19 protein-coding genes are annotated in these 19964 nt (G+C 49.7%); 7 read left to right on the top strand and 12 right to left on the bottom strand.

Annotated features, from left to right (window positions below):
- Position 1: 1 nt before the first annotated feature.
- Both CCY01nite_RS07195 and CCY01nite_RS07200 read left to right on the top strand, forming a co-directional pair.
- Positions 2-955, top strand: coding sequence for a carotenoid biosynthesis protein (locus CCY01nite_RS07195; protein ID WP_146859170.1), 954 nt, complete (start codon positions 2-4; stop codon positions 953-955).
- A 19-nt stretch (positions 956-974) separates the two neighbouring features.
- Positions 975-1511 (top strand): CopD family protein, encoded by a 537-nt coding sequence (locus tag CCY01nite_RS07200; RefSeq protein WP_146859172.1) that lies wholly within the window; start codon positions 975-977, stop codon positions 1509-1511.
- Here the strand turns inward: CCY01nite_RS07200 and CCY01nite_RS26595 are convergent, their stop codons facing one another.
- From CCY01nite_RS26595 to ybeY, 4 genes are all read right to left on the bottom strand, one after another.
- Positions 1512-2270 carry a porin family protein gene (locus CCY01nite_RS26595; protein ID WP_186830949.1) on the bottom strand — a complete coding sequence of 253 codons (759 nt, stop codon included), beginning with the start codon at positions 2268-2270 and terminating at the stop codon, positions 1512-1514.
- Positions 2271-2731: 461 nt separating this feature from the next.
- Positions 2732-3313, bottom strand: coding sequence for an RNA polymerase sigma factor (locus tag CCY01nite_RS07210; protein ID WP_146859176.1), 582 nt, complete (start codon positions 3311-3313; stop codon positions 2732-2734).
- 320 nt (positions 3314-3633) lie between these two features.
- Positions 3634-5502, bottom strand: coding sequence for a tRNA uridine-5-carboxymethylaminomethyl(34) synthesis enzyme MnmG (gene mnmG / locus CCY01nite_RS07215; protein WP_146859178.1), 1869 nt, complete (start codon positions 5500-5502; stop codon positions 3634-3636).
- A gap of 741 nt (positions 5503-6243) precedes the next feature.
- On the bottom strand, positions 6244-6666 hold the full coding sequence (ybeY, locus tag CCY01nite_RS07220; RefSeq protein ID WP_146859180.1) for an rRNA maturation RNase YbeY: 423 nt from the start codon (positions 6664-6666) through the stop codon (positions 6244-6246).
- A gap of 132 nt (positions 6667-6798) precedes the next feature.
- Here ybeY and CCY01nite_RS07225 point away from each other — a divergent pair, with 132 nt between their 5' ends.
- Positions 6799-7032: a FeoA family protein gene (locus tag CCY01nite_RS07225; protein ID WP_146859182.1), complete on the top strand. Its 234-nt coding sequence runs from the start codon at positions 6799-6801 to the stop codon at positions 7030-7032.
- 366 nt (positions 7033-7398) lie between these two features.
- Here CCY01nite_RS07225 and nadA read toward each other — a convergent pair whose 3' ends face one another.
- Positions 7399-8406: a quinolinate synthase NadA gene (nadA, locus tag CCY01nite_RS07230; protein ID WP_146859184.1), complete on the bottom strand. Its 1008-nt coding sequence runs from the start codon at positions 8404-8406 to the stop codon at positions 7399-7401.
- 754 nt (positions 8407-9160) lie between these two features.
- Here nadA and CCY01nite_RS07235 point away from each other — a divergent pair.
- Together CCY01nite_RS07235 and CCY01nite_RS07240 are read left to right on the top strand one after the other, a co-directional pair.
- Entirely contained in the window at positions 9161-11275 is a 2115-nt protein-coding gene (locus CCY01nite_RS07235) for a peptidylprolyl isomerase (protein ID WP_146859185.1), read from the top strand.
- Positions 11276-11520: 245 nt separating this feature from the next.
- Positions 11521-12039, top strand: a complete 519-nt coding sequence (locus tag CCY01nite_RS07240; protein ID WP_146859187.1) for a DUF2480 family protein — start codon at positions 11521-11523, stop codon at positions 12037-12039.
- On the opposite strand, the gene corA is transcribed toward CCY01nite_RS07240, so the two are convergent.
- On the bottom strand, positions 12011-13108 hold the full coding sequence (corA, locus tag CCY01nite_RS07245; RefSeq protein WP_146859189.1) for a magnesium/cobalt transporter CorA: 1098 nt from the start codon (positions 13106-13108) through the stop codon (positions 12011-12013). The genes CCY01nite_RS07240 and corA overlap by 29 nt on opposite strands.
- A 181-nt stretch (positions 13109-13289) precedes the next feature.
- On the opposite strand from corA, the gene CCY01nite_RS07250 reads away from it, so the two are divergent.
- On the top strand, positions 13290-14423 hold the full coding sequence (locus CCY01nite_RS07250; protein ID WP_146859191.1) for a hypothetical protein: 1134 nt from the start codon (positions 13290-13292) through the stop codon (positions 14421-14423).
- A gap of 113 nt (positions 14424-14536) precedes the next feature.
- Here CCY01nite_RS07250 and CCY01nite_RS07255 read toward each other — a convergent pair whose 3' ends face one another.
- The 4 genes from CCY01nite_RS07255 to CCY01nite_RS07265 form a co-directional block, all read right to left on the bottom strand.
- Positions 14537-15784: a DUF3472 domain-containing protein gene (locus CCY01nite_RS07255; RefSeq protein WP_186830950.1), complete on the bottom strand. Its 1248-nt coding sequence runs from the start codon at positions 15782-15784 to the stop codon at positions 14537-14539.
- Between the two features lie 67 nt (positions 15785-15851).
- A complete protein-coding gene (locus tag CCY01nite_RS26600) occupies positions 15852-16382 on the bottom strand; it encodes a hypothetical protein (protein ID WP_186830951.1) in 531 nt (176 codons plus the stop codon).
- A 54-nt stretch (positions 16383-16436) separates the two neighbouring features.
- Positions 16437-16793 (bottom strand): septal ring lytic transglycosylase RlpA family protein, encoded by a 357-nt coding sequence (locus CCY01nite_RS26850; protein ID WP_146859195.1) that lies wholly within the window; start codon positions 16791-16793, stop codon positions 16437-16439.
- On the bottom strand, positions 16790-17272 hold the full coding sequence (locus CCY01nite_RS07265; protein ID WP_146859197.1) for a GNAT family N-acetyltransferase: 483 nt from the start codon (positions 17270-17272) through the stop codon (positions 16790-16792). Before CCY01nite_RS07265 ends, CCY01nite_RS26850 begins: the two co-directional genes overlap by 4 nt.
- Before the next feature lie 60 nt (positions 17273-17332).
- On the opposite strand from CCY01nite_RS07265, the gene CCY01nite_RS07270 reads away from it, so the two are divergent.
- The gene (locus CCY01nite_RS07270; RefSeq protein WP_146859199.1) at positions 17333-18403 is read left to right on the top strand and encodes a lipase family protein; all 1071 of its coding nucleotides are present in this window, start codon (positions 17333-17335) and stop codon (positions 18401-18403) included.
- Here the strand turns inward: CCY01nite_RS07270 and CCY01nite_RS07275 are convergent.
- The gene (locus CCY01nite_RS07275) at positions 18400-18957 is read right to left on the bottom strand and encodes a putative glycolipid-binding domain-containing protein (RefSeq protein ID WP_186830952.1); all 558 of its coding nucleotides are present in this window, start codon (positions 18955-18957) and stop codon (positions 18400-18402) included. The two genes, CCY01nite_RS07270 and CCY01nite_RS07275, sit on opposite strands and share 4 nt — an antisense overlap.
- Positions 18958-18982: 25 nt before the next feature.
- Positions 18983-19825, bottom strand: a complete 843-nt coding sequence (gene ypfJ / locus CCY01nite_RS07280) for a KPN_02809 family neutral zinc metallopeptidase (protein ID WP_146859203.1) — start codon at positions 19823-19825, stop codon at positions 18983-18985.
- Positions 19826-19964 lie beyond the last annotated feature (139 nt).

Raw genomic sequence — 19964 nt, forward strand, 5'->3', positions numbered from 1 at the left:
TATGCGCCCCTTCGCCGGAATGCCCTATGGTCCCGCTCCCGGATTCTGTTTTCCACTGACGGAGCTTTGCATGTATGTGTTATTCACTCTTTGCTGTGTGCATGCCTGGAAGCGCGGGGCGGGCAGTGTGGCTTACCTGCTCGGCGGGCTGGGCTTCGGCCTGCTGCTGGAATACGTGAACGTGGCTACCAGCGCGGGATATGTCTACGGAAAATTCTGGGCGATGCTCGGCGTGCCGCCAAATGATATTCCGTTGTGCATCGGTATGGGTTGGGCGGTGATCATGTATACGGCAAGACTGATCACCGATGTGCTGGGTGTGCCGCTTTGGGCCGCGGCGGCGATCGACAGTCTCCTGGCCATTAATATCGATCTGAGCATGGACGTGGTGGCTTATCGTTTGCATATGTGGCACTGGGACTGGGAAAACCGCGCGGGTGTTGAGTTTTCGTTGACCGGTGGATGGTTCGGCATTCCCTATGGCAACTTTTATGGATGGCTGCTGGTGGTATTTTTCTATTCAACTTTTGCGCGGCTGCTGGAAAGAACCCCACTGGCGAAACATACGGCCTGGCGCATTCTTACGCCTTTATTATCCATTTTGCTTTCGCAGGTGGCCTTGTATATTTCGCTGTTCCCGTTGTCTGACTGGCTGAGGATCTTTGGCGTTACCAGCACACACCGGTTCATTGCCGTACTGGTGTTGTTTGCAGGGATCGCTATCATTGGCTTGCGAAAAAGGAAACCATCGCTATCGCCGCCTGCACTGCCACTGGTCACCTGGCTGGTGCCGGGATGGTTCCACGTGTATTTCATTAGCTGGTTCTTCGGCGCGGGGTTCTACCTGGAAAACGGGTGGATGACTTTCTGGAGTGTGGCGAATTTCCTTGCCGGCATAGTTATCCACTGGCAACTGCACAGGATACTGACAAAACGCAGGCCCGCATCCGCCTGAATTCCGTAATTTGCACGACATGTATTACTTCTACATCAAGGCGCTGCATATCATCTTTATCGTTACCTGGTTCGCCGGGTTGTTTTACATCGTGCGCCTTTTTGTATATCACACGGAAGCACAGGCCGAAGAGGAGCCCCGCCGCAGTATTCTCCAGGAGCAGTTCCGGATCATGATGAAACGGTTATGGTTCGGCATCACCTGGCCCTCCGCCGTCCTCACCCTGATCTTCGGACCGTGGATGTTGATATTGTATGGATCTGTTCCCGGATGGATGTGGGCAAAGCTGGCATTCGTATTTGGACTGTACATCTATCATTTCTTCCTGCACAGTATCCACAAAGGGTTGCAGAAAGGGGTGTTCCGTTATACGTCCACGCAGTTAAGAGTATGGAATGAAGTAGCCACGCTTTTTCTCGTTGCCATCGTTTTCCTCGTTGTGCTGAAAAGCATGCTCAGCATGATCTGGGCGCTGGTAGGACTGATTATTTTCGCGGTGGTGCTGATGATCGCTATCCGGGTTTATAAATCGCTAAGAGAAAAAAAATCCCGCTGATTATCTTTTACCCATCGTTACCTGCAGGGCAAGACCTGCCGAGTAAAGTTTCACCTTCCCTTGTCCAACGCCGCCGAGCGGCACTTTCACATATGGCTGCAGCGACCACTTCAGTCTGCTTCCTGTCTGCCTTTCCCAATTCACACCGAGGTTCAGCACGGAGAAATAGTGCTGGTTCTGATTTTTGTATGCATGTGAGCGCTTGGTGCCGTTCGCATAGAAATAATCATATTTTTCATTGAGCATGAAATAGGAAGATGCGCCGGCCACTGCACTCCACCTGTTACGCTTTTTTTCCAGGAAAGTGTAGCTGACATTCAGCGGAACATCCAGCACATTGCAATCCGCATCGATCTTTGTATACGTGACGGGGTAATCGAAGTGATAGTCATCCGGTGTTGCGCCATAGCGTTTTTTGGAAAGAATAGCGCCGGTCTGCACGCTCCACCTGTCATTAAAATGATATCGCAGGATGATGCCTGCTCCCAAACCGATCCTGCCCATTTTCATGGAAGATGCAATATTCACATCCGGACCAATAGTGATGCCGCCTTCAAAACCTTTTCTTTTTTTCTTCGCCGGAAGATCTTCCTGTTGCGGAGCGGGAGATGTGGATATACTGTCCGAGGGAACGACGGCGGGAGAAGGTAACAGCGGCGTTGGCGACGGTGTTGCTGCTGCGGTAGTTGTACCGGGATCAGTATTGCCGGAACTTAATGATGAAGCTGCATTGTTTGACGTTGGCTTATCCTGTGACACATAGGCATTATCCGAAGATATAACTGATCGGTTCGGCTGGCCGTCAGGCGCAGATGTGTGTGCAGGCGATGTCTGTTGATGAGTGACTGGCGCCTGCCGGCCAATCTGTTGTATCTGTTGCGCGGCAGGGGAGTTTTTATTCCCTGTCCGTTGGGGGCTGTCGATTTTCACAGTGCTATTTACAGAACCGGCTGGCGATGAATTATTTTCTGAAGCTGCGGGCAGACTATCGGCAACGGCCATACGTTGTTCAGTTACCGCCTGATCAGATGGCCGGCTCCACCACCAAAGCCCTCCGGCCGCAACAATTACCAGTAAACCGGAAAGCATCCACCAGAAAAATGCGGGACGGCGTCGGCCGGAATCGTCCAGCCGTTTTTTCATTTGTTCCCAGGCATCGGGATCAAATGGTAGTTCTGCGTCCTGCAGCTTTTTACGGATACTATTTTCAAACTGTTCGCTCATTTTTGCATAGTTGCACCGATCTTGTCGGTGTCGGGATAATTATTAAATGATGATCGTTCTTCTATCTTCTCTTTCAATATTCTCTTTGCCTTGAACAAGTTGGACTTGGAAGTACCTTCAGAAATGCCGAGCATGCCGGCGATTTCCTGGTGTTGAAATCCTTCCATGACATATAAATTGAAAACTGTCTTATAAGCAGGAGGCAGGCTTTGCACTAACAGGAGAATTTCATCGTAAGAAAGTTTGTCCATTGCTGCTTCATCCGTTACGCCGAGATCATAGGCCTGGGTGATATCGTCTGAAAAAGAAATCTTTTTCTTGCTCCTTAGATGATCGATGGCGGTGTTGGCCATGATCTTGCTTAACCAGCTCTTGAAAGGCCGGGCGGTATCGTAAGAATCGATGTGGTTAAAAATTTTCAGGAAGCCGTCATTCAGTATTTCTATGGCTTCCTGTTTGTTGCTGGAGTAACGCAAACAGATAGCCATGGCATATCCAAAGAATTGCCGGTAAAGTGCTTCCTGGCTGCTACGGTTCCATTGCCTGCAGCCATCAATGATGTCGGATATGTCCTGCACTGTCTGAACTACCTTAACGTATACGTTTATGTTTCTTCTTACGATCGGGAGAATAAAGGGGTTGCCTTACATGACCGGAAAACATCAGTTTTTTGCTCAAATTTTTGACTGATTGCCCATCTTTCACAAAAATCGCATTTTCAGGCGATATTCCGCAATTTACCCGTTTTTGATATTACTACTTTACCCAGGCGCCGATCGTCGAAATTTAGGGGTGCATATTAAGCCGACTTTTTTAACTGAAAATCAATATTTTATGCGTTTTCATAAAAAAAGCATCCGTATGGATGCCTTTATATCGATTTGATTCGCTGAAACTTTTACCTTCCCATATAAACCATGAGAATTTGTACATCACTTGGATTTACGCCGCTGATCCTGCTGGCTTGTCCCAATGTTCGTGGTTTGATTCTCGTGAATTTCTGCCGGGCTTCGTTGGAAAGTGAAACCAGCTTCGTGTAATCAAAAGCATCCGGTATCACCAGATCTTCCAGCTGGCTCATTCTTTTTACCAGTTCATTTTCCTTTTCGATATACACATCATATTTCACCTGGATCTCTACCTGTTCCAATACTTCGCGCCCGAAATCCTTTAATGCATCAGCCACTTTAGGCAGACTGTTTTTCATGGACATGATATCCAATCCCGGGCGAAGCAATACCTGGTGCGCGCGTTGTTTTTGTGTCAGCGGGGCGGAATTATTTTCATTCAGCCAGGCATTTGTTTCTTCCGGCTCGAGGGGAAGCTCTTTCAAAATAGATTTCACCTGGTCCACACCCGCCAGCTTGTCCCTTGTTTTTTGCATTCTCTCTTCTGTAGCAAGCCCCAGTTTATAGCTTCTTTCTGTTAAACGGAGGTCTGCATTATCCTGCCGGAGCAAGGTTCTGAACTCAGCACGGGAAGTGAACATGCGATACGGCTCATCCGTACCTTTATTGATAAGGTCGTCTATCAGCACACCAATATACGCTTCGCTGCGTTTCAGCACGAGCGGTTCCTGCTCTTTTACCTTGAGGTGAGCGTTGATACCCGCCATCAAACCCTGGCAAGCCGCCTCTTCATAACCTGTAGTTCCATTGATCTGCCCTGCAAAAAAGAGGTTTGATACGTGTTTTGTTTCGAGTGAAAACTGCAATTGGGTAGGGGGGAAGTAATCATATTCGATGGCATATCCCGGCCGGAACATTCTTGCGTTCTCGAATCCGGGTACCAGGCGAAGGGCTTTTTGCTGCACATCTTCCGGCAGGGAAGTAGAAAACCCGTTCACATAGATTTCCACCGTATTCCAACCTTCCGGTTCTACGAATAACTGATGGCGTTCCCTTTCCGCAAAACGATTGATCTTGTCTTCAATACTCGGACAATACCTTGGGCCTACGCCCTGAATTCTTCCCTGGAACATGGGGGACCTGTCGAATCCCGTACGCAGGATGTCATGTACCTGCTCGCTGGTATATGTAATATGACAGCTTCTTTGTTGTTCAGGTTTTATCTTCTCTACGTCCATATAGGAGAACCCAACGATCTCGTCATCCCCTTTTTGCTCTTCCATTTTGGAATAATCAAGACTTCTTCCATCGATGCGGGGAGGTGTTCCCGTCTTGAGGCGGTCACTTTCAAAGCCGAGGGACACCAGTTGTTCCGTAATGCCGGTGGCAGCTTTCTCTGCTACGCGGCCTCCTCCAAACTGTTTATCCCCGATATGGATCACCCCATTCAGGAAAGTTCCATTAGTAAGCACCACCGCTTTTGCCTGGATTTCATGGCCGAGGCCGGTGATCACACCCTGACAAACCCCGTTTTTAATGAGGAGTCCCTTTACCATGTCCTGATAAAAGTCTACCCCCGAAGTATTCTCCAATGCCTCTCTCCACTTGGCAGCGAATAGCATACGGTCATTCTGGGTGCGCGGGCTCCACATAGCGGGACCTTTACTCCGGTTCAACATCCTGAACTGGATCATGGACTGGTCTGTTACGATACCAGAATATCCCCCGAGCGCATCGATCTCCCGTACAATCTGCCCTTTTGCAATACCTCCCATGGCGGGATTACAGCTCATCTGGGCGATGGTCTGCATATTCATTGTGACCAGCAATACGCGGGAACCCATATTTGCGGCAGCGGCGGCAGCTTCACATCCGGCATGGCCGGCCCCGACAACAATAACATCGTAAGATGGGAACATATTCGAAATTTGAGATGCAAAGTTACATATAAACATTGATGCGAAGGTGCAAAAACTGCAGGGGGAAGGGGATGTTCCACGTGGAACATTGGTTAGGTGTTATATAACATTTCGTTTAGAAGCCAATAACTATTCGGGCTATAACATAAAGAGAGCTGAAAGATATCAGGAATATTCTCTACTCCACCACCTATGCAAAATTCATCCAAGATTTCATCCCAACCAAAACAACACATTCTCTTGTTCTTAGAGAAACGGCCATAAACAAACAATGAAACGGGGATACGTCCTTTCCGGAAGAATGCAACATCCAACAGTAAATCCATTTAACTACAATATCTCAGTTGATCTAATGATAGCAATATGATAGAATACATTCATCTTCTAATCCAATAGTTCAAAAAGATGGGGTTCAAGACATCCCCCATAAAATATCCATATCCTTTGATACGGAAGTTTTAAAATATTGCATTAAGGTAGGTAGACCTTCCAGTGCCGACTATACGTATCCGGCAACCGAAACCGGAACGATTCCATCCAGCCTGCGCGAAGCTATATTTGAAATTGATATTACAGACGATGACATTCATCGAAATCGATGAAATGATCGTACTTGACTTAGGCGATGGCAACGATGACCTGTGGAGTACCAGATATAATTGTAACTTCTCAAAAGAAAAAAAGCCGGGCACTAACGACCGGCATCTAAAAAGAAATGTTCCACGTGGAACATCTATAAAGCTACTTATCGAAATACAATCTCAAATACTCATCCTCCTTTTGCCGCATCAATTCAATTTCCTTCTTTGTCTTATCCCTATAACCACAAAGATGCAAGGCCCCATGAAACATCACCCGGTGCAATTCATAATTCTCCGTTACCTCGTATTGTTCGGCGTTCTCCTTTACTCTGTCTATGCTGATGTAAATCTCACCCTCTGTTACTTCCGGGTCTGGTGACAACTCAAAAGTCACAATGTCCGTATACGTATCATGATTCAAAAACTGCTGATTGATCTGGAGCAGATACTCATCTGTACAGAACACATACTGCAAACGGACCAATCCCTGTTCTTCTCTCTTGAACAACTCCCGGATAAATTCTTTGAGCCTGGTTCTCTCTTTCAGACCCACCTTTACTTCATGCGCAGAAAAATAAATCATATTGTAAAATTATAGTGAAAAGTTGGATACTGCCGCTTCATTTTTTGCATATTGACGTTTGTGCGATACCTTTGCGCTGTAATTACTGAGGCCCTCGTCACAGATTGGTTTTAACTCGCTCAACAAAATAATATGATCAAATTATCATCCCTCATGATCGGAAAAAGTGCAGTGATCCGGGAATTTGAAAAAAGCGACCTTCATATCAAATTGATGGAAATGGGATGTGTTCCCGGAGAAACGGTAAAGGTTGAAAAAATAGCTCCGCTCGGTGACCCCATCTGCATCATTGTAGCAGGATATAATTTATCACTCAGGAAGACAGAAGCAGATCATATCTGGGTAGAAGAAATTCTCGCAGTGTAAATTGAAAACTGTAAGATATTTTAAGAAGGATGTCCGGGAAAGGCATCCTTCTTTTTTTACCTTCAAGATTCAGTGGCACATGGGAGCATCCTCTAACATCAGGAGAAAACATCCTTCAAAAAATACCCGAAATAAAATACCTAGCTCCCCTATATCCATCCTATGACTAATGCCAGATAAAAAGCCATCTATGATTAATTCCCCCATATTACCCGCAATTTCTCATCCAATTTCCCGCTCAAAAAACCACAAAATTGAATTAATAATATGAATATCAAAATAATATATAGTATCAAAAAAATAAACCTACACATCACAAAAAAAGCCGCCAAAAACTGACAGCTCTATAATCATTCAAAAAACTTCCTACAACCCCGCCTTCGCACTGATATCCAGCATGCGATCGATCGGCTTCTTCGCAGCGATCCGAAGCTCCTCGTCCATCGTGATCTCCGGCTCCTCGTACTCCATGCACAGGTATAATTTCTCCAGCGTGTTCAATTTCATATGCGGACAATCATTACATGCACAGGCATTGTTCGGCGGCGCCGGGATGAAAGTCTTCTGCGGATTTTCCTTTTGCATCTGGTGAAGAATGCCGGTTTCCGTCACCACGATATATTCCTGCGCATCGTCCCGCTGTGTATATTTCAGCAGTCCCGTTGTAGAACCAATGAAATCAGCAATCGCCAGAACAGCAGCTTCACATTCCGGATGCGCAATGATCTTTGCCTTCGGGTGCCGCACTTTCAACCGCGTGATCTTTTCCAGGCTGAAAATCTCGTGCACCATGCAGGCGCCGTTCCACAATACCATATCACGACCCGTTTTCTTGATCAGATAAGATCCCAGGTTCCGGTCCGGCGCAAAAATGATCGGCTGGTCCTTCGGAACACTTTCAATGATCTTTTCCGCATTGGAGCTGGTACAAATAATATCGCTGAGCGCCTTGATGCCCGCGGAACAATTAATATAGGAGATCACGATGTGATCCGGATATTTTTCACGGAACTTCCTGAACAGCTCCGGCGGAGCGCTGTCTGCCAGTGAGCATCCTGCCTTCAGGTCAGGGAGGAGCACCTTTTTCTGCGGGCTGAGGATCTTTGCCGTTTCCGCCATGAAGTGAACGCCGGCAAATACGATAATGTCAGCGTCCGTTTTAGCGGCCTGCTGGCTAAGCCCGAGGCTGTCCCCAATATAGTCCGCCACGTCCTGTATATCCGGTTCCTGGTAATAATGCGCCAGGATGATTGCATTTTTTTCTTTCTTCAACCGGTCGATCTCCGCGAAAAGATCCAGCTGAACATCCACCTCTATGTCCAGGAATCCTTTTTTCTGTAAATTTTTTTTCGCTTCCGTTAATGCCGTAATCATAATTATAGAATTAATTTTCTTTTTAAAAAGAAGAAAAAGCCCACTACTATTAGGGGTGTGAATATGGGGGTAACTCCCATTCACTACCATATACAAATGTACTTGTTATATTTTTTTCCGGCACTATCCACATGAAATTAACAGGCTGATTTCCCGCCACTATTGAATTTGCGCTGCTTTATCCACAGTGTTGACAAGATTTTTCGTGTACAACTTTTCAGCGCGTCCGGTATTAAGAAAATGTTAAAACAGGGGAGTTATGCACGTCGGTAAATCCGGAATTAATCCGCCGCAGAAAAACAAATTTAGTTTTACCTACTTCCCAACGGCTGTTTACCCACATAAAATGCGCTTAACCCCATGGTTGTTAACATAAACTGTGGAAAAACAGACCCACTTTTCTGAAATTTTTCCCCGGCCGGATTTTTAAGATTTTTGGCGGGATAATTCACAAATTTCTGTGGATTATATACAGTATATGCTTATTTTGTGGATAACCGGCGCAGCATTCCACGTTGCCCGCCACCCGCAGACCCAGTGATCGCGGGCAAATCAACGGATCTTTAACAACCGGTACCTGTGTATTAAATAAAAACAAAATGTGGATAATGTGTGAATCAAGCCAAAAAACGACCCTCCCGAAATACCGCTCAAATCCTTTGCTGTATTGACTTTCCGGGCTTAAAAACCTATTTTGCAGTTACAACTATTTTATTCTATTTTTGCTACCTCTAAAATTTAGACTATATATTATATGTCAGTTATTCAGAAAATCAGGGACAAATATGCCGTTGTCATTATCGTATTGATATGCCTGGCTATTGTGAGCTTTTTGCTGCAGGATGTTTTTTTCGGTAGAAACTCAATGTTCAATCAATCTACCAAAGTAGGTAAGGTAAATGGAGAAGAGCTGGACTACCGCGAGTATCAGCAACGTATCGAGAACATGCAGGAAAGAATGCGCCAGCAAATGCCGGGCGCCAGCCTGGATGACCAGACACAACAATATATCCGTGAACAGGCATGGGACCAGTTCCTCCGTGAAAAGATAATGCAGGCGCAGTATGAAGAGCTGGGCATAGAAGTAACCCAGGCTGAAGTGACCGACCAGATCTATGGTAAGAACCCCCACCCCTTGGTTCTCCAGTATTTCGCCGATCCCCAGACCGGACAATTCGACCGCTCCGTATTACAGCGTGTAGCCGAACAGGTTAAGCAGGACCCTACCGGCCAGATGAGCCAGCAGCTCCTCGCATTTGACCAGATGATCACTGAATACCAGAAGAATCAAAAATATATCACGCTCGTGCACCAGGGTATCTATTACCCCAAGTGGCTCGCGCAAATGGAACAGCAGAGCACAGCAGAAAATGCCAACATCAGCTACGTGCAGGTGCCTTACGCTTCTATCGCGGACAGCACCATCAAAGTAACCGATGCTGAACTGAATAAATATATACAAGACCACAAAGCGCTCTTCGAAGTAAAAGAAAACCGCAGAGTAGAATATGTAGCTTTCAACGCACTGGCTTCCGCCGCGGATTCCGCGCTGGCGCTCACAGAATTTGAAAAGCTGAAAGCTGAACTGGATACCACGCCCGACGTTGCCGGATTTATCAAACTCAATTCCGAGCTTCCTTATTATGATGGTTACGCTCCGCGCAATTCCATTCAGGTGCCTGCAAAAGATTCCATCATCGACCTGCCGGCGGGAAAAATATATGGCCCTTACCAGGACAACAACCTGCTGGTATACGCAAAAGTGATCGACCGAAAAACATTGCCCGACACGGTGAAGATCCGCCAGATACTGGTGGCCATCCAGCCCGGCCTGTCTGACTCCCTCGCGAAAAAACGCGCGGACAGCCTCGAATCTGTGATCCGCGGCGGTGGCGATTTTGCAGCACTCGCAGCAACGTTCTCCGATGATCCGAACAGCAAACAGAACGGCGGCGAATACACCCTCACCCCGAACGGATATTTTGCCAATGAACTGCAAGCCGTAAAAGACTTTGCTTTTGAAGGTAACAGCGGTGCGCTGAAAGTGGTGAAAATGCCGATCGGTTACGCAGTGGTGAAGATCACCGAGCAGAAGAACTTCGGACCCGCGCTGAAGATCGCTTACCTCGCCAAGCGTGTGGACGCCAGCTCCACCACCAGCAGCGAAGCGCTGGCGCTTGCCAATGACTTCGCTTCAAAGAACCGCGACTGGAAAACATTTGAAAAAACAGTACAGGAACAAGGTCTGGATAAACGCCAGCAGAACCTCGGCGCGATGGACTTCGTAATCCCGGGCCTCGGCAGCTCCCGCGAAATCGTAAGCTGGGCTTACAAAGCAGACAAAGGAGAAATAAGCCCTGTGTTCACACTGGAAGATAAATTTGTAGTAGCCGTGCTGACCAGCGCACGTGAAGCCGGCACCGCACCGCTGGAAGAAGTTCGCCCGCAGGTAGAAGCGGAAGTGAAGAAAAACAAAAAAGCAGATCAGATCATTGCAAAAATGAAATCGCCTGCCACAATAGAAGCTGCCGCCAGCGCAACCAATCAGCCGGTGCTGACGGTTGACGCTATCAGCTTTGCCACGCCCTTCATTCCGTCCCTCGGCTTCGAGCCCCGCGTAAGCGGCGCCGCTTTTAACAAAGCATGGGGTACCGCTAAAGCTACCGCTCCGATCCAGGGTAATGGTGGTGTGTACGTGCTGAAAGTGAACACCTACGTTCCTTCCGGCCAGTCCCCGCTCGATTATGAGCAGCAACGCACAGCCTACGAACAGAACCTCCGCCAGCTGACGGACAACCAGCTGTTTGAAGCGCTGAAAAAGAAGAGCGACGTTAAGGATGACCGTGCGTCTTTCTTCACAGCAAACTGATTTTAACAGGAAAAATATAGTCTGAAAGGCCGGGGCATTAATCCCGGCCTTTTTTTGTCACAGTGAGAACGGCGATAATACCGCCCCACCCATCACCATCCTGAATTATCACTCCTGCCACACAACCCGCTTCGCCTCCTGCTCGTCAACCCGCCAAATCTCCGCGACATCACTATCCTGAATTATGACATTCCCGCCACACAACCGCCGGCGCACGACCCCGCCAAATTCCGTAATTTTGCAGTATGGAAGAAATTGTCAATAAAGTAGCGCAAAGCGCGCTGACAACGATAGACCTGGAAAAATTCTACCCGCAGGGCGAAACCGCCGTGTTCGACCTGAAGGATCACCTGTTCATGGAACTGATCCTGAAAGAAAAGGAGTTCCGGGCGGGATTGCAGGAGCTGGACTGGGAAAAATACCGTGGAAAGAATGTTGCGATAGTTTGTACCGCCGATGCGATCGTGCCGATCTGGGCTTACATGCTCGTAGCAAGTTACTTGGAGCCCGTGGCGGCATTTTATGCTTTCGGGGATGAGGAATTTGTGCACAAAACGCTTTTCCTGAAAAACCTCGCGGCCATTGATCCGGAGCAGTACCGGGACGGGCGGGTGGTGATAAAAGGATGTGGAGATAAAACCGTCACCGAAGCAGCTTACGTGGAAGTGACCCGGTTGCTTCGCCCCGTAGTGAAGAGCATTATGTATGGGGAGCCCTGCTCCACCGTGCCGGTGTTTAAAACCAGCCGCGCTTCCGGAAAATGATGATCATGCTCACAAAGATGAACAGCATCACCCCGAGCACAATAAAATAACCGTTAGGATTCCTTAGTTCCGGCATCCGTTCGAAGTTCATCCCATAGATGCCGGTGATCACCGTGAGCGGCGCGAGCAGCGTTGTCACCACGGCCAGTACCTTCATCACCTCGTTCAGTTTCTGCGACATCTGCGCATGATATAATTCCTGCAGGTTCATCACCATGTCCCGGTAATTTTCCGCGAGGTCGTTCGCCTGCACAATATGATCGTACACGTCTTTGAAATATTTCCGCGTACTTTCTTCGATGAGGTTGTTCTCCGATTTCAACAAACCGTTCGTTAGCTCCCGCACCGGCGCAATGCCGCGTTTGAACAACAGTATCTCTTTCCGCAGATAGTTGATGCGGGCGAGTGTTCGGTTGTTAGGTTGACGGGGGATGATATCTTCCAGCACTTCTATCCGTTCGCCAAGGCCATCCATCACCATGAAATAATTATCAACGATTTCATCGAGCAATGCATAAAGCAGATAGTCCGCGCCGGAGTTCCGGAGTTTGGTGCCGTTGCTGCGCAGCCTTTCCCGGATAGGGTTGAAAACGTCGCGGCCCGGATCGTCCTGGAAAGAGATCACCACATTACCTTTCAGCAGCAGGCTCACCTGCTCCTGGTCCACCGACGCGCTTTCCGGCCGGAAGGTCATCATCGGCAACAAACAAAAAAGGCTCTCGCCGATCTCGTCCATTTTCGCTCGCTGGCCTTCGCTCATGATGTCTTCCATCAGCAGGTAGTGAATATTGAACTCCCGGCAGATCGCCTCCACTTCCTGCCGGCGGACGCCATCTACATTGATCCATTTCACGCAATCGCCTTTTGAAAAACGGAAGCAGTCTTCCACCCGGTCCATCACCTCTTCCCGCACCGTTTGCGCATCGTATTCAAAAACCGTGATCCTCACGTGCTCCACCGGCTTGCGTGAGCTGGCCGCCGTTACGGGGTTAAAATTCATCAGCCGTTTCTTCTTTACTTTAAACGGATTGATGAGATCAGGAATGGGCAACAGTCCACGTTTAGCCATAACGGGTGCATTTTAGATACTGCTAAAATACTTCTTATTAAGTTAAAATTCCCGTAACAAGGGCGTAACATGCCCCGCGTAGCTTTAACACAGGATAAAGCGATCATAGTATATTTTAACCCCTGGAAGTGTCATCAGGTCCTCTCCGGTAAGCGGGGAGGACCAACTAAAAATCCGATGTATGCGCGCAGGTATCTTCTTCCTGGCTGCGATAGCCACCACACTCATTTCCGTGATCACCGGCCAGCGGGCGCGGCAGTTGCCGCCTGAAGTGAAGCATGTGTTGCAATGGTATTATCTGCAGGCGAAGCAGCTCGACAAAGAAGCGGGACTTCTATTGGAGGCGGTGGAGCAGCAGGACAGCCAGCCCGAGATTCAGCAGCAGTTTCTCGAAGCAAGGTTCGCTTACAAGCGGCTGGAACTGCTCGCCACACATTTTCATCCTTCCGGATCCATGATGCTGAACGATCCCGGGATCGAAAAAATGTTGTTCCCCCGCATCGCGGAGCAGGACACGGCGAATCTCCGCAAAGCCGTGCTGCAGCTGATCTCCGGCACCCGGCTGCTGCAAAGAAATATAGATTCGCTGGAAACCGGCGATGCGGAACTCTTTGATGCGATGCGGCTGGAAATCGCGCGGATACTGGCTTTCGGCATCAGCGGCGTTGATTCGCCCGTTGCCGGGGAAAGCATCACGGAAACAAAATATTCCCTGGCGGGGATAAAAGCCGTCTGGCTTTTTTATAAGGAAAAACTGGAAAAACGTAACCCGGACCTGGCGGACCGTACGCTGGCATTGTTCGTGGAAGCGGACCGGATATTGGATACGTCATCGGGACAAACGTTTTCACGGATGGATTTTATCCGGGATTATCTGAACCCGCTTGCCATCCAGATCAAGCTGGCCCGCGAAGCGCTGAAGATACCGTATGCAACGGCGGATCACTTTTTAGATCCGGCAGCATCCAACGTGTTTGCAAAAGGAGCATTCAATTTGTCCGGCGAAGAATGGGGGATGAACAGCCGGTTTGATCAGTTTATGCGGGGGGATGACAGCCGGATGGACGCGCGGGAAGTGAACGGCTTCAATCTTTTTATGGGAAAAGCAAAATGCGGGACTTGTCATTTCGTGCCCTTGTTCAATGGTGAAACACCATTCGCGAAAGGGGAGGATCACAAAATTATTCCGGCGTCCGCCATCAGAAATTCCACCGGCAACATGCATCATTTCCAGCATTTGAACGATGCCGAGCAACGGGACGTATTGGCTTTTGTACAAACGCTGCAAAACGCTGAAATAGCAACCAGCCGCTGAAGTGAGTGACACAACGGCGGCCGGGCAGCAATAAAATGTTCGCTCCATAAAAATGCAACAAACGTCAGGTCAAGACCGGCATGCATCTTTGGCGGCAGCAGCAACACAAACCGTCAAAACTTCGGCAACTCAATTTCAGGATGCCTGCCCCCCGCCGGACGCTCAAAAACATCCCCCAGCTTCGCATCCGCCGGCATGAAACCCGCCGTCCACAAATAGAACCATCCGTCCTCCGCGCCACCGCCGAAATCCAGCCGGTCTTTCGCGCGCGCCGTGGCGTCATTCGTAAAACGCGCTTTCGTTAGCTCGATCCATTCGCCGGAAGGGGTTTTGATCCAGTGATTGCCGAAAAATCCTTTGCGGTGCAAATACCCGTTTTCAAAGCTGAAATTTTCAAGGAAAGAATATAGCCCGCGCATGTACCGGCCATCCTTCGGCGCGCGGAAACTCGCGATGAGCTTCCACTCGCGGTGTTCCGGCACATAGAAATACGCGGTGTACTGCGTGGTAGCCCCCGAAGGCACCGCATGCATCAGGAAGCGGTACGTTTCGCCGGCCTTCCAGTTGTACACCCAGTGGCTGTGCCCACCGGTACCCTCACCGCCGAATCCATGCGCGATCACGCTGTCCCCCTTCGCGAGCAGCGTCACCTGGTCCTCATACCGCACCTTCGCGCGATCATCCGGCTCCTTGCCCGCATCCCACACGGAAAAAATGATCCGCCTTTCATCTGGGCCATTCACCTGCATGCCGAAGTACCCGCGGTGCCAGCCGCATGACATGAAGTATGTGCCGGTCTTGTCCTCACCCTGCGGCACTTTGATCTCGCCATAGAACCACTCCACGGGCGTGTCTTTGGCTACCGGGTAATTCAGGTGCACAGACGCGGAGCGGCGCCAGCTTTTGGGGTTGAACTGGATATCCTTTGTGGCAGGGCCTTCCAGTGTAACGCCCTGCACATCCGCATACACATTCCCCTGCTTTTCCACACCCTTGAGGGTAATGGTGTAAAAGCCCGGCTTTTTGATCTTTGTTTGTAAAACAGGAATTTTCGTGTAGTCGGAACCGTTAATACGCACAATTTTTTCCACGCCATTGAGCTGCACTTTGATCCGCGAAGGCGCGTCGCTTTTGGCTTGCAGCGTGACTTTGAGCGTACCTGTGCTGGCGGCATGAAAATAAAAATGAACGGCGTTGGTACTGTCTGTCCACCGCACAACGCCCTGACGCGCGGAGATATCCACACCTTTTTCTTCGGGAACGGCGTAGGCCGTAAAACCGGGGAGCGTTACCTGGGCCTTCACATAATGTCCCGCCGCCAGGAACCCCAGCAGCAGAAAAGAGTAGCAGCGATTTTTCATACCTGTAAGTAAAAGCACTTCCGGCACACTGTCAATGGCCGCGTCGGAAAATTGACAATCGGATGGCTCAGGGCGTGTGGATGTTGCAATGGCACCATTGCACGAAGAGCAGGTGGTAGCTCCACATGATCCGGCGTATATCCCTTTCCGCCGTTTCGTGACCGTTGTGCAGCGCGAGGGATTTGACCACGCCATTTTCCTCCAGTCCATAGTAAAACCCGAAAGGTGTGGATAATGCAAAACCGTTTTTAACAAAACCGGGATGGGACTCAAAAGCGATGCTGCCTACGGTGTGACTGCGGAGCAGGGCTTTCAGCTCGAAAAGCGGAATGAAAAGCTCCGCCGCGCCGATCCGGCGCCGGACGTGCAAACGGAGAAAGGAGCGCAATCCATCAGCAGTGCTTTTGCTGTGGTTGATGCGGATGTCTTTGATCTCGTCCATTTCTTCACCGACGGTGCACAGCTTGTCGATGTTGATAAACTCGGCCTGCCGCCAGTCATCTCCGCTAAGGGTTACCGTAAAATCCGGGTACGCAGGCAAGTTGGTCATAATAGGGCGTTCGTCGGAGACGGTAGGCAGGGAAAACCAGGTATCCATACATAGAACACATCAATTACCCCGAATATATGACGAAAATTTGTTAAACGGATATCATTTTTTGTAGCGGACTTTCACGTTCACCACGCCGTCATTCAGCATGCCGAGCTTGCGGGCCGCTTTTTTGGAAAGGTCGATGATCCGGCCAGCCACAAAAGGCCCGCGGTCGTTGATCCGCACTTTGATGCTGCGGCCGTTGGAAAGATTGGTGACCCGCACCTTCGTGCCGAAAGGCAGGGTTTTGTGCGCCGCGGTCATCCGGCGCTGCCGGAAGATTTCCCCGCTGGCCGTTCTGCGGCCCTGGAACTTGTCCGCATAATATGAAGCTTTGCCGCTTTCAGTGATCTTGCGCGCGCAGGAGGAAAAGAGGAACAGGGAGATGATGGAAAGTAGGTAGAGTAGTGGTTTCATAGATCCATTTGCATGATAGTATCGTTCATAAAATATCCGTTGCCGATATCGATGTCTTCTTCCCCGGTTTTTCTGAAGCCGAACCGCTCATAAAATCCGGTGGCTTTGTTATGGCGGTTTACGTTGAGCCATACCTGTTGCATGCCCGCTTCCTTTGCGATGCGCGCCACTTCCGTGAGCAGCGCTTTGCCCACGCTTTTGCCCTGCATCGAAGGGAGGATGTAGATCTTGTGCAGCTTGCACACCGCTTTTCCCTGGTAGTTCAGTTCATACGAAGCAAAGCCGCCTGACTCCGCGAGCAGGAATACATGTCCGCTGCGCATCTGCCGCCGCAAAGAAGCGTCATCGTACATCATCTGCAGCATATAGCGGATCTGCTCCGGTGAAAGAATGTCCCTGAATGTCTCCGGCCAGGTGTTCCGCGCGATCTCCTGTATCTGCGGAATATTTTCTTCCCCTGCCTGAATGATCGTTAACATGTCCGCAATTTACGGCTTATCAACATTGCCCCGTCTTTTTTGTTATTTTATAAAAAAAACATGCGCAGCTTTCTATGTGGACTACTGGCCTGCATCTATCTGCCATTGCAGGCGCAGCACCTTCAACCCGGATTTGACCCTGAAGAATGTATGGGGCTGATACAGCTACCCATGCAGGAAGACAGCATCACGAATAAAAAATATCCTGAAAATTATACGCCGCTCTACATCAGCCCCGAGGTAGGCTTCTACAACCGCTGGTTCCTGTGGAAGCGGTCGGACGGGGTGGCTGTTATACAGATCCGCGGTACCATTGGCAAGCTGGAAAGCTGGCTGGCGAACTTCTACTCGGCGATGATACCCGCGAAAGGTTCGCTGCAGCTGAATGACAGCACCCGTTTTGATTATCAGCTGGCGGCGGATACTGCAACGGCGTTCGTGCATGTGGGGTGGACGATGGCGCTTGGCTTTATGGCGCCGGATATTGTGGCGCATATCCGGGAATTGTATGCGGAGGGGGTGAAGGAATTTATCATCACCGGTTACAGCCAGGGCGGAGCGATCGCTTTTCTCACACGTTCTTATCTTGAATACCTGCCGGGCATGCCGGAAGATATTGTGTACAAAACATATTGCTGCGCCGCGCCGAAGCCCGGCAATCTTTATTACGCATATGATTTCGACCTGATCACCCGCAATGGATGGGGATACCGTGTGGTGAACAGCGCGGACTGGGTGCCGGAAACCCCGCTGTCGCTGCAGACGGTAAAAGATTTCAACGCCGTGAACCCTTTCATCAATCTGAAAAACGGCCTGAAGAAACAGAAATTTTTTGTGCGGCTGTACGGCAACATGGTATATAACAAACTGACACGCGCCACCGACCGATCTGTGCGGCGCTTCCGGAAATACCTCGGCGGCACGGTGTACAAGATCTCCTCTAAAGGTCTGCCGCAGTTAAAGCAACCGGCATACGCCCACAGCAATAATTACATGACGGCCGGCACGCCCATCATCCTGATGGCGGATGAAGCCTACCACCAAAAATTTCCTTTTGACGGGGAGAATGTATTTGTGCACCACATGCCTGATAAGTACCGGTACCTGCTGAAGCAGTATTATCCGTACTAGATCTTGTTCAGCCGGACGAAAAGCCCCTCATAGTTTTTCACCAGGCCCTCGTCGTCTACCGTGATCTCGGCTTTGAAGTCTTTCGCCACGCCTTCGTAGAGGTATTTGTTGTCCGCGAGGCGGGTATACCATTGTTTGACGGGTTTGATCTCGCCCTTGAAGATGTTGATGTAGAGCACTTCTATTTGCCGGCGTTGCTGCAGCTCCTGGGAGAGGCGGCGGATGGGAAGGGTGTTGGTGAGCGGGGTGAGGGAAATATCGATGTCGATGCAGTCTTCCCATTCAGGGCGGCTGTGGCCGCTTTGGGTCCAGTGTTCGCCGGGCTCGCGCTGCAGCGAGACCCAGGAAGTTTCGCCCGATTTTTCGATGGCCATTTCGAGGGAAGTCACCTGCCAGAGCCGGTCCGTGATAATGTCATACGTAACGGAAAAAGGCGTGTCTTCCCCATAGCCGACGATCGTGCCGTCAATTCGTATGTCTGTATCCGTTATTTCAACGTTACAGTATTCCATCATCTCGTAATGTAAAGCTTTCCAAACGAGTTGTCTTTTCATGTCAGCCTTATTGGTAGATGTGTGATCATTGCAATTCGTTAAATGTATCACCCTGGCGTATATCGCCGGTATCAAATCCTTTCTTGAACCAGTACATGCGTTGTTGTGAGGTGCCGTGCGTGAATGCATCCGGCACCACATATCCCTGCGCCTGTTTCTGCAGGCGGTCGTCACCAATGGCATTGGCCGCGTTCAGCGCTTCTTCTATATCGCCCGGCTCAATGATGTTCTGCAGTTTTTGCGTGTGATGCGCCCATACGCCGGCGAGGAAATCCGCCTGCAGCTCCAGTTTTACGGAGAGCTTGTTATATTCCGCCTGGCTTACACGGCCGCGCATGTGCTGCACTTTTTCAGAGATGCCGAGGATGTTCTGTATATGATGCCCCACTTCATGCGCGATCACATAGGCCATCGCGAAATCCCCCGGGGCATTGAGCTTGTGTTGCAGCTCGTCGTAAAAAGAAAGGTCGATGTACACCTTTTCGTCGGCGGGACAATAGAACGGCCCGGAAGCGCTGCTGGCATTGCCGCAGGCGGATTCCACGAGGCCGGTAAAAAGCACCAGCGTTGGCTCCCGGTATTGCTGGTTCATTTCCGAAAAGAGCTTGTTCCACACGTCTTCTGTTTCAGCGAGCACCACTTTCACGAAACTGGCGGCTTCTTCTTCAGCGGCCTGCTGCTCCGGGGAAAGTTGCTGCTGGGGGCCGGACTGCTGCATGTTCATGACCTGGGAGGGGTCGCCGCCGAGGAAATAGATCAGCAGGGCTATAACAATGCCGCCAATGCCGCCGCCAGCGATGAGCCCGCCACGGGAACCGCCGCGGCGATCTTCTACGTTACCGCTTTCGCGGCGTCCTTGCCAACGCATATGGGATGAGGTTTTGGTTAGTTGTATAAAATTAAGAAATAAAGTACATGTAAAGACGGGGCGGGACTTAACACCCGGCATAAAAATGAATAAAATGAACAGCGCGCGGGGTGTGGACTTCCAGTAAATTGCTCCTGTA

This window comes from Chitinophaga cymbidii, from assembly GCF_007992715.1.
In the GTDB taxonomy this organism is placed as follows: Bacteria; Bacteroidota; Bacteroidia; order Chitinophagales; family Chitinophagaceae; genus Chitinophaga; species Chitinophaga cymbidii.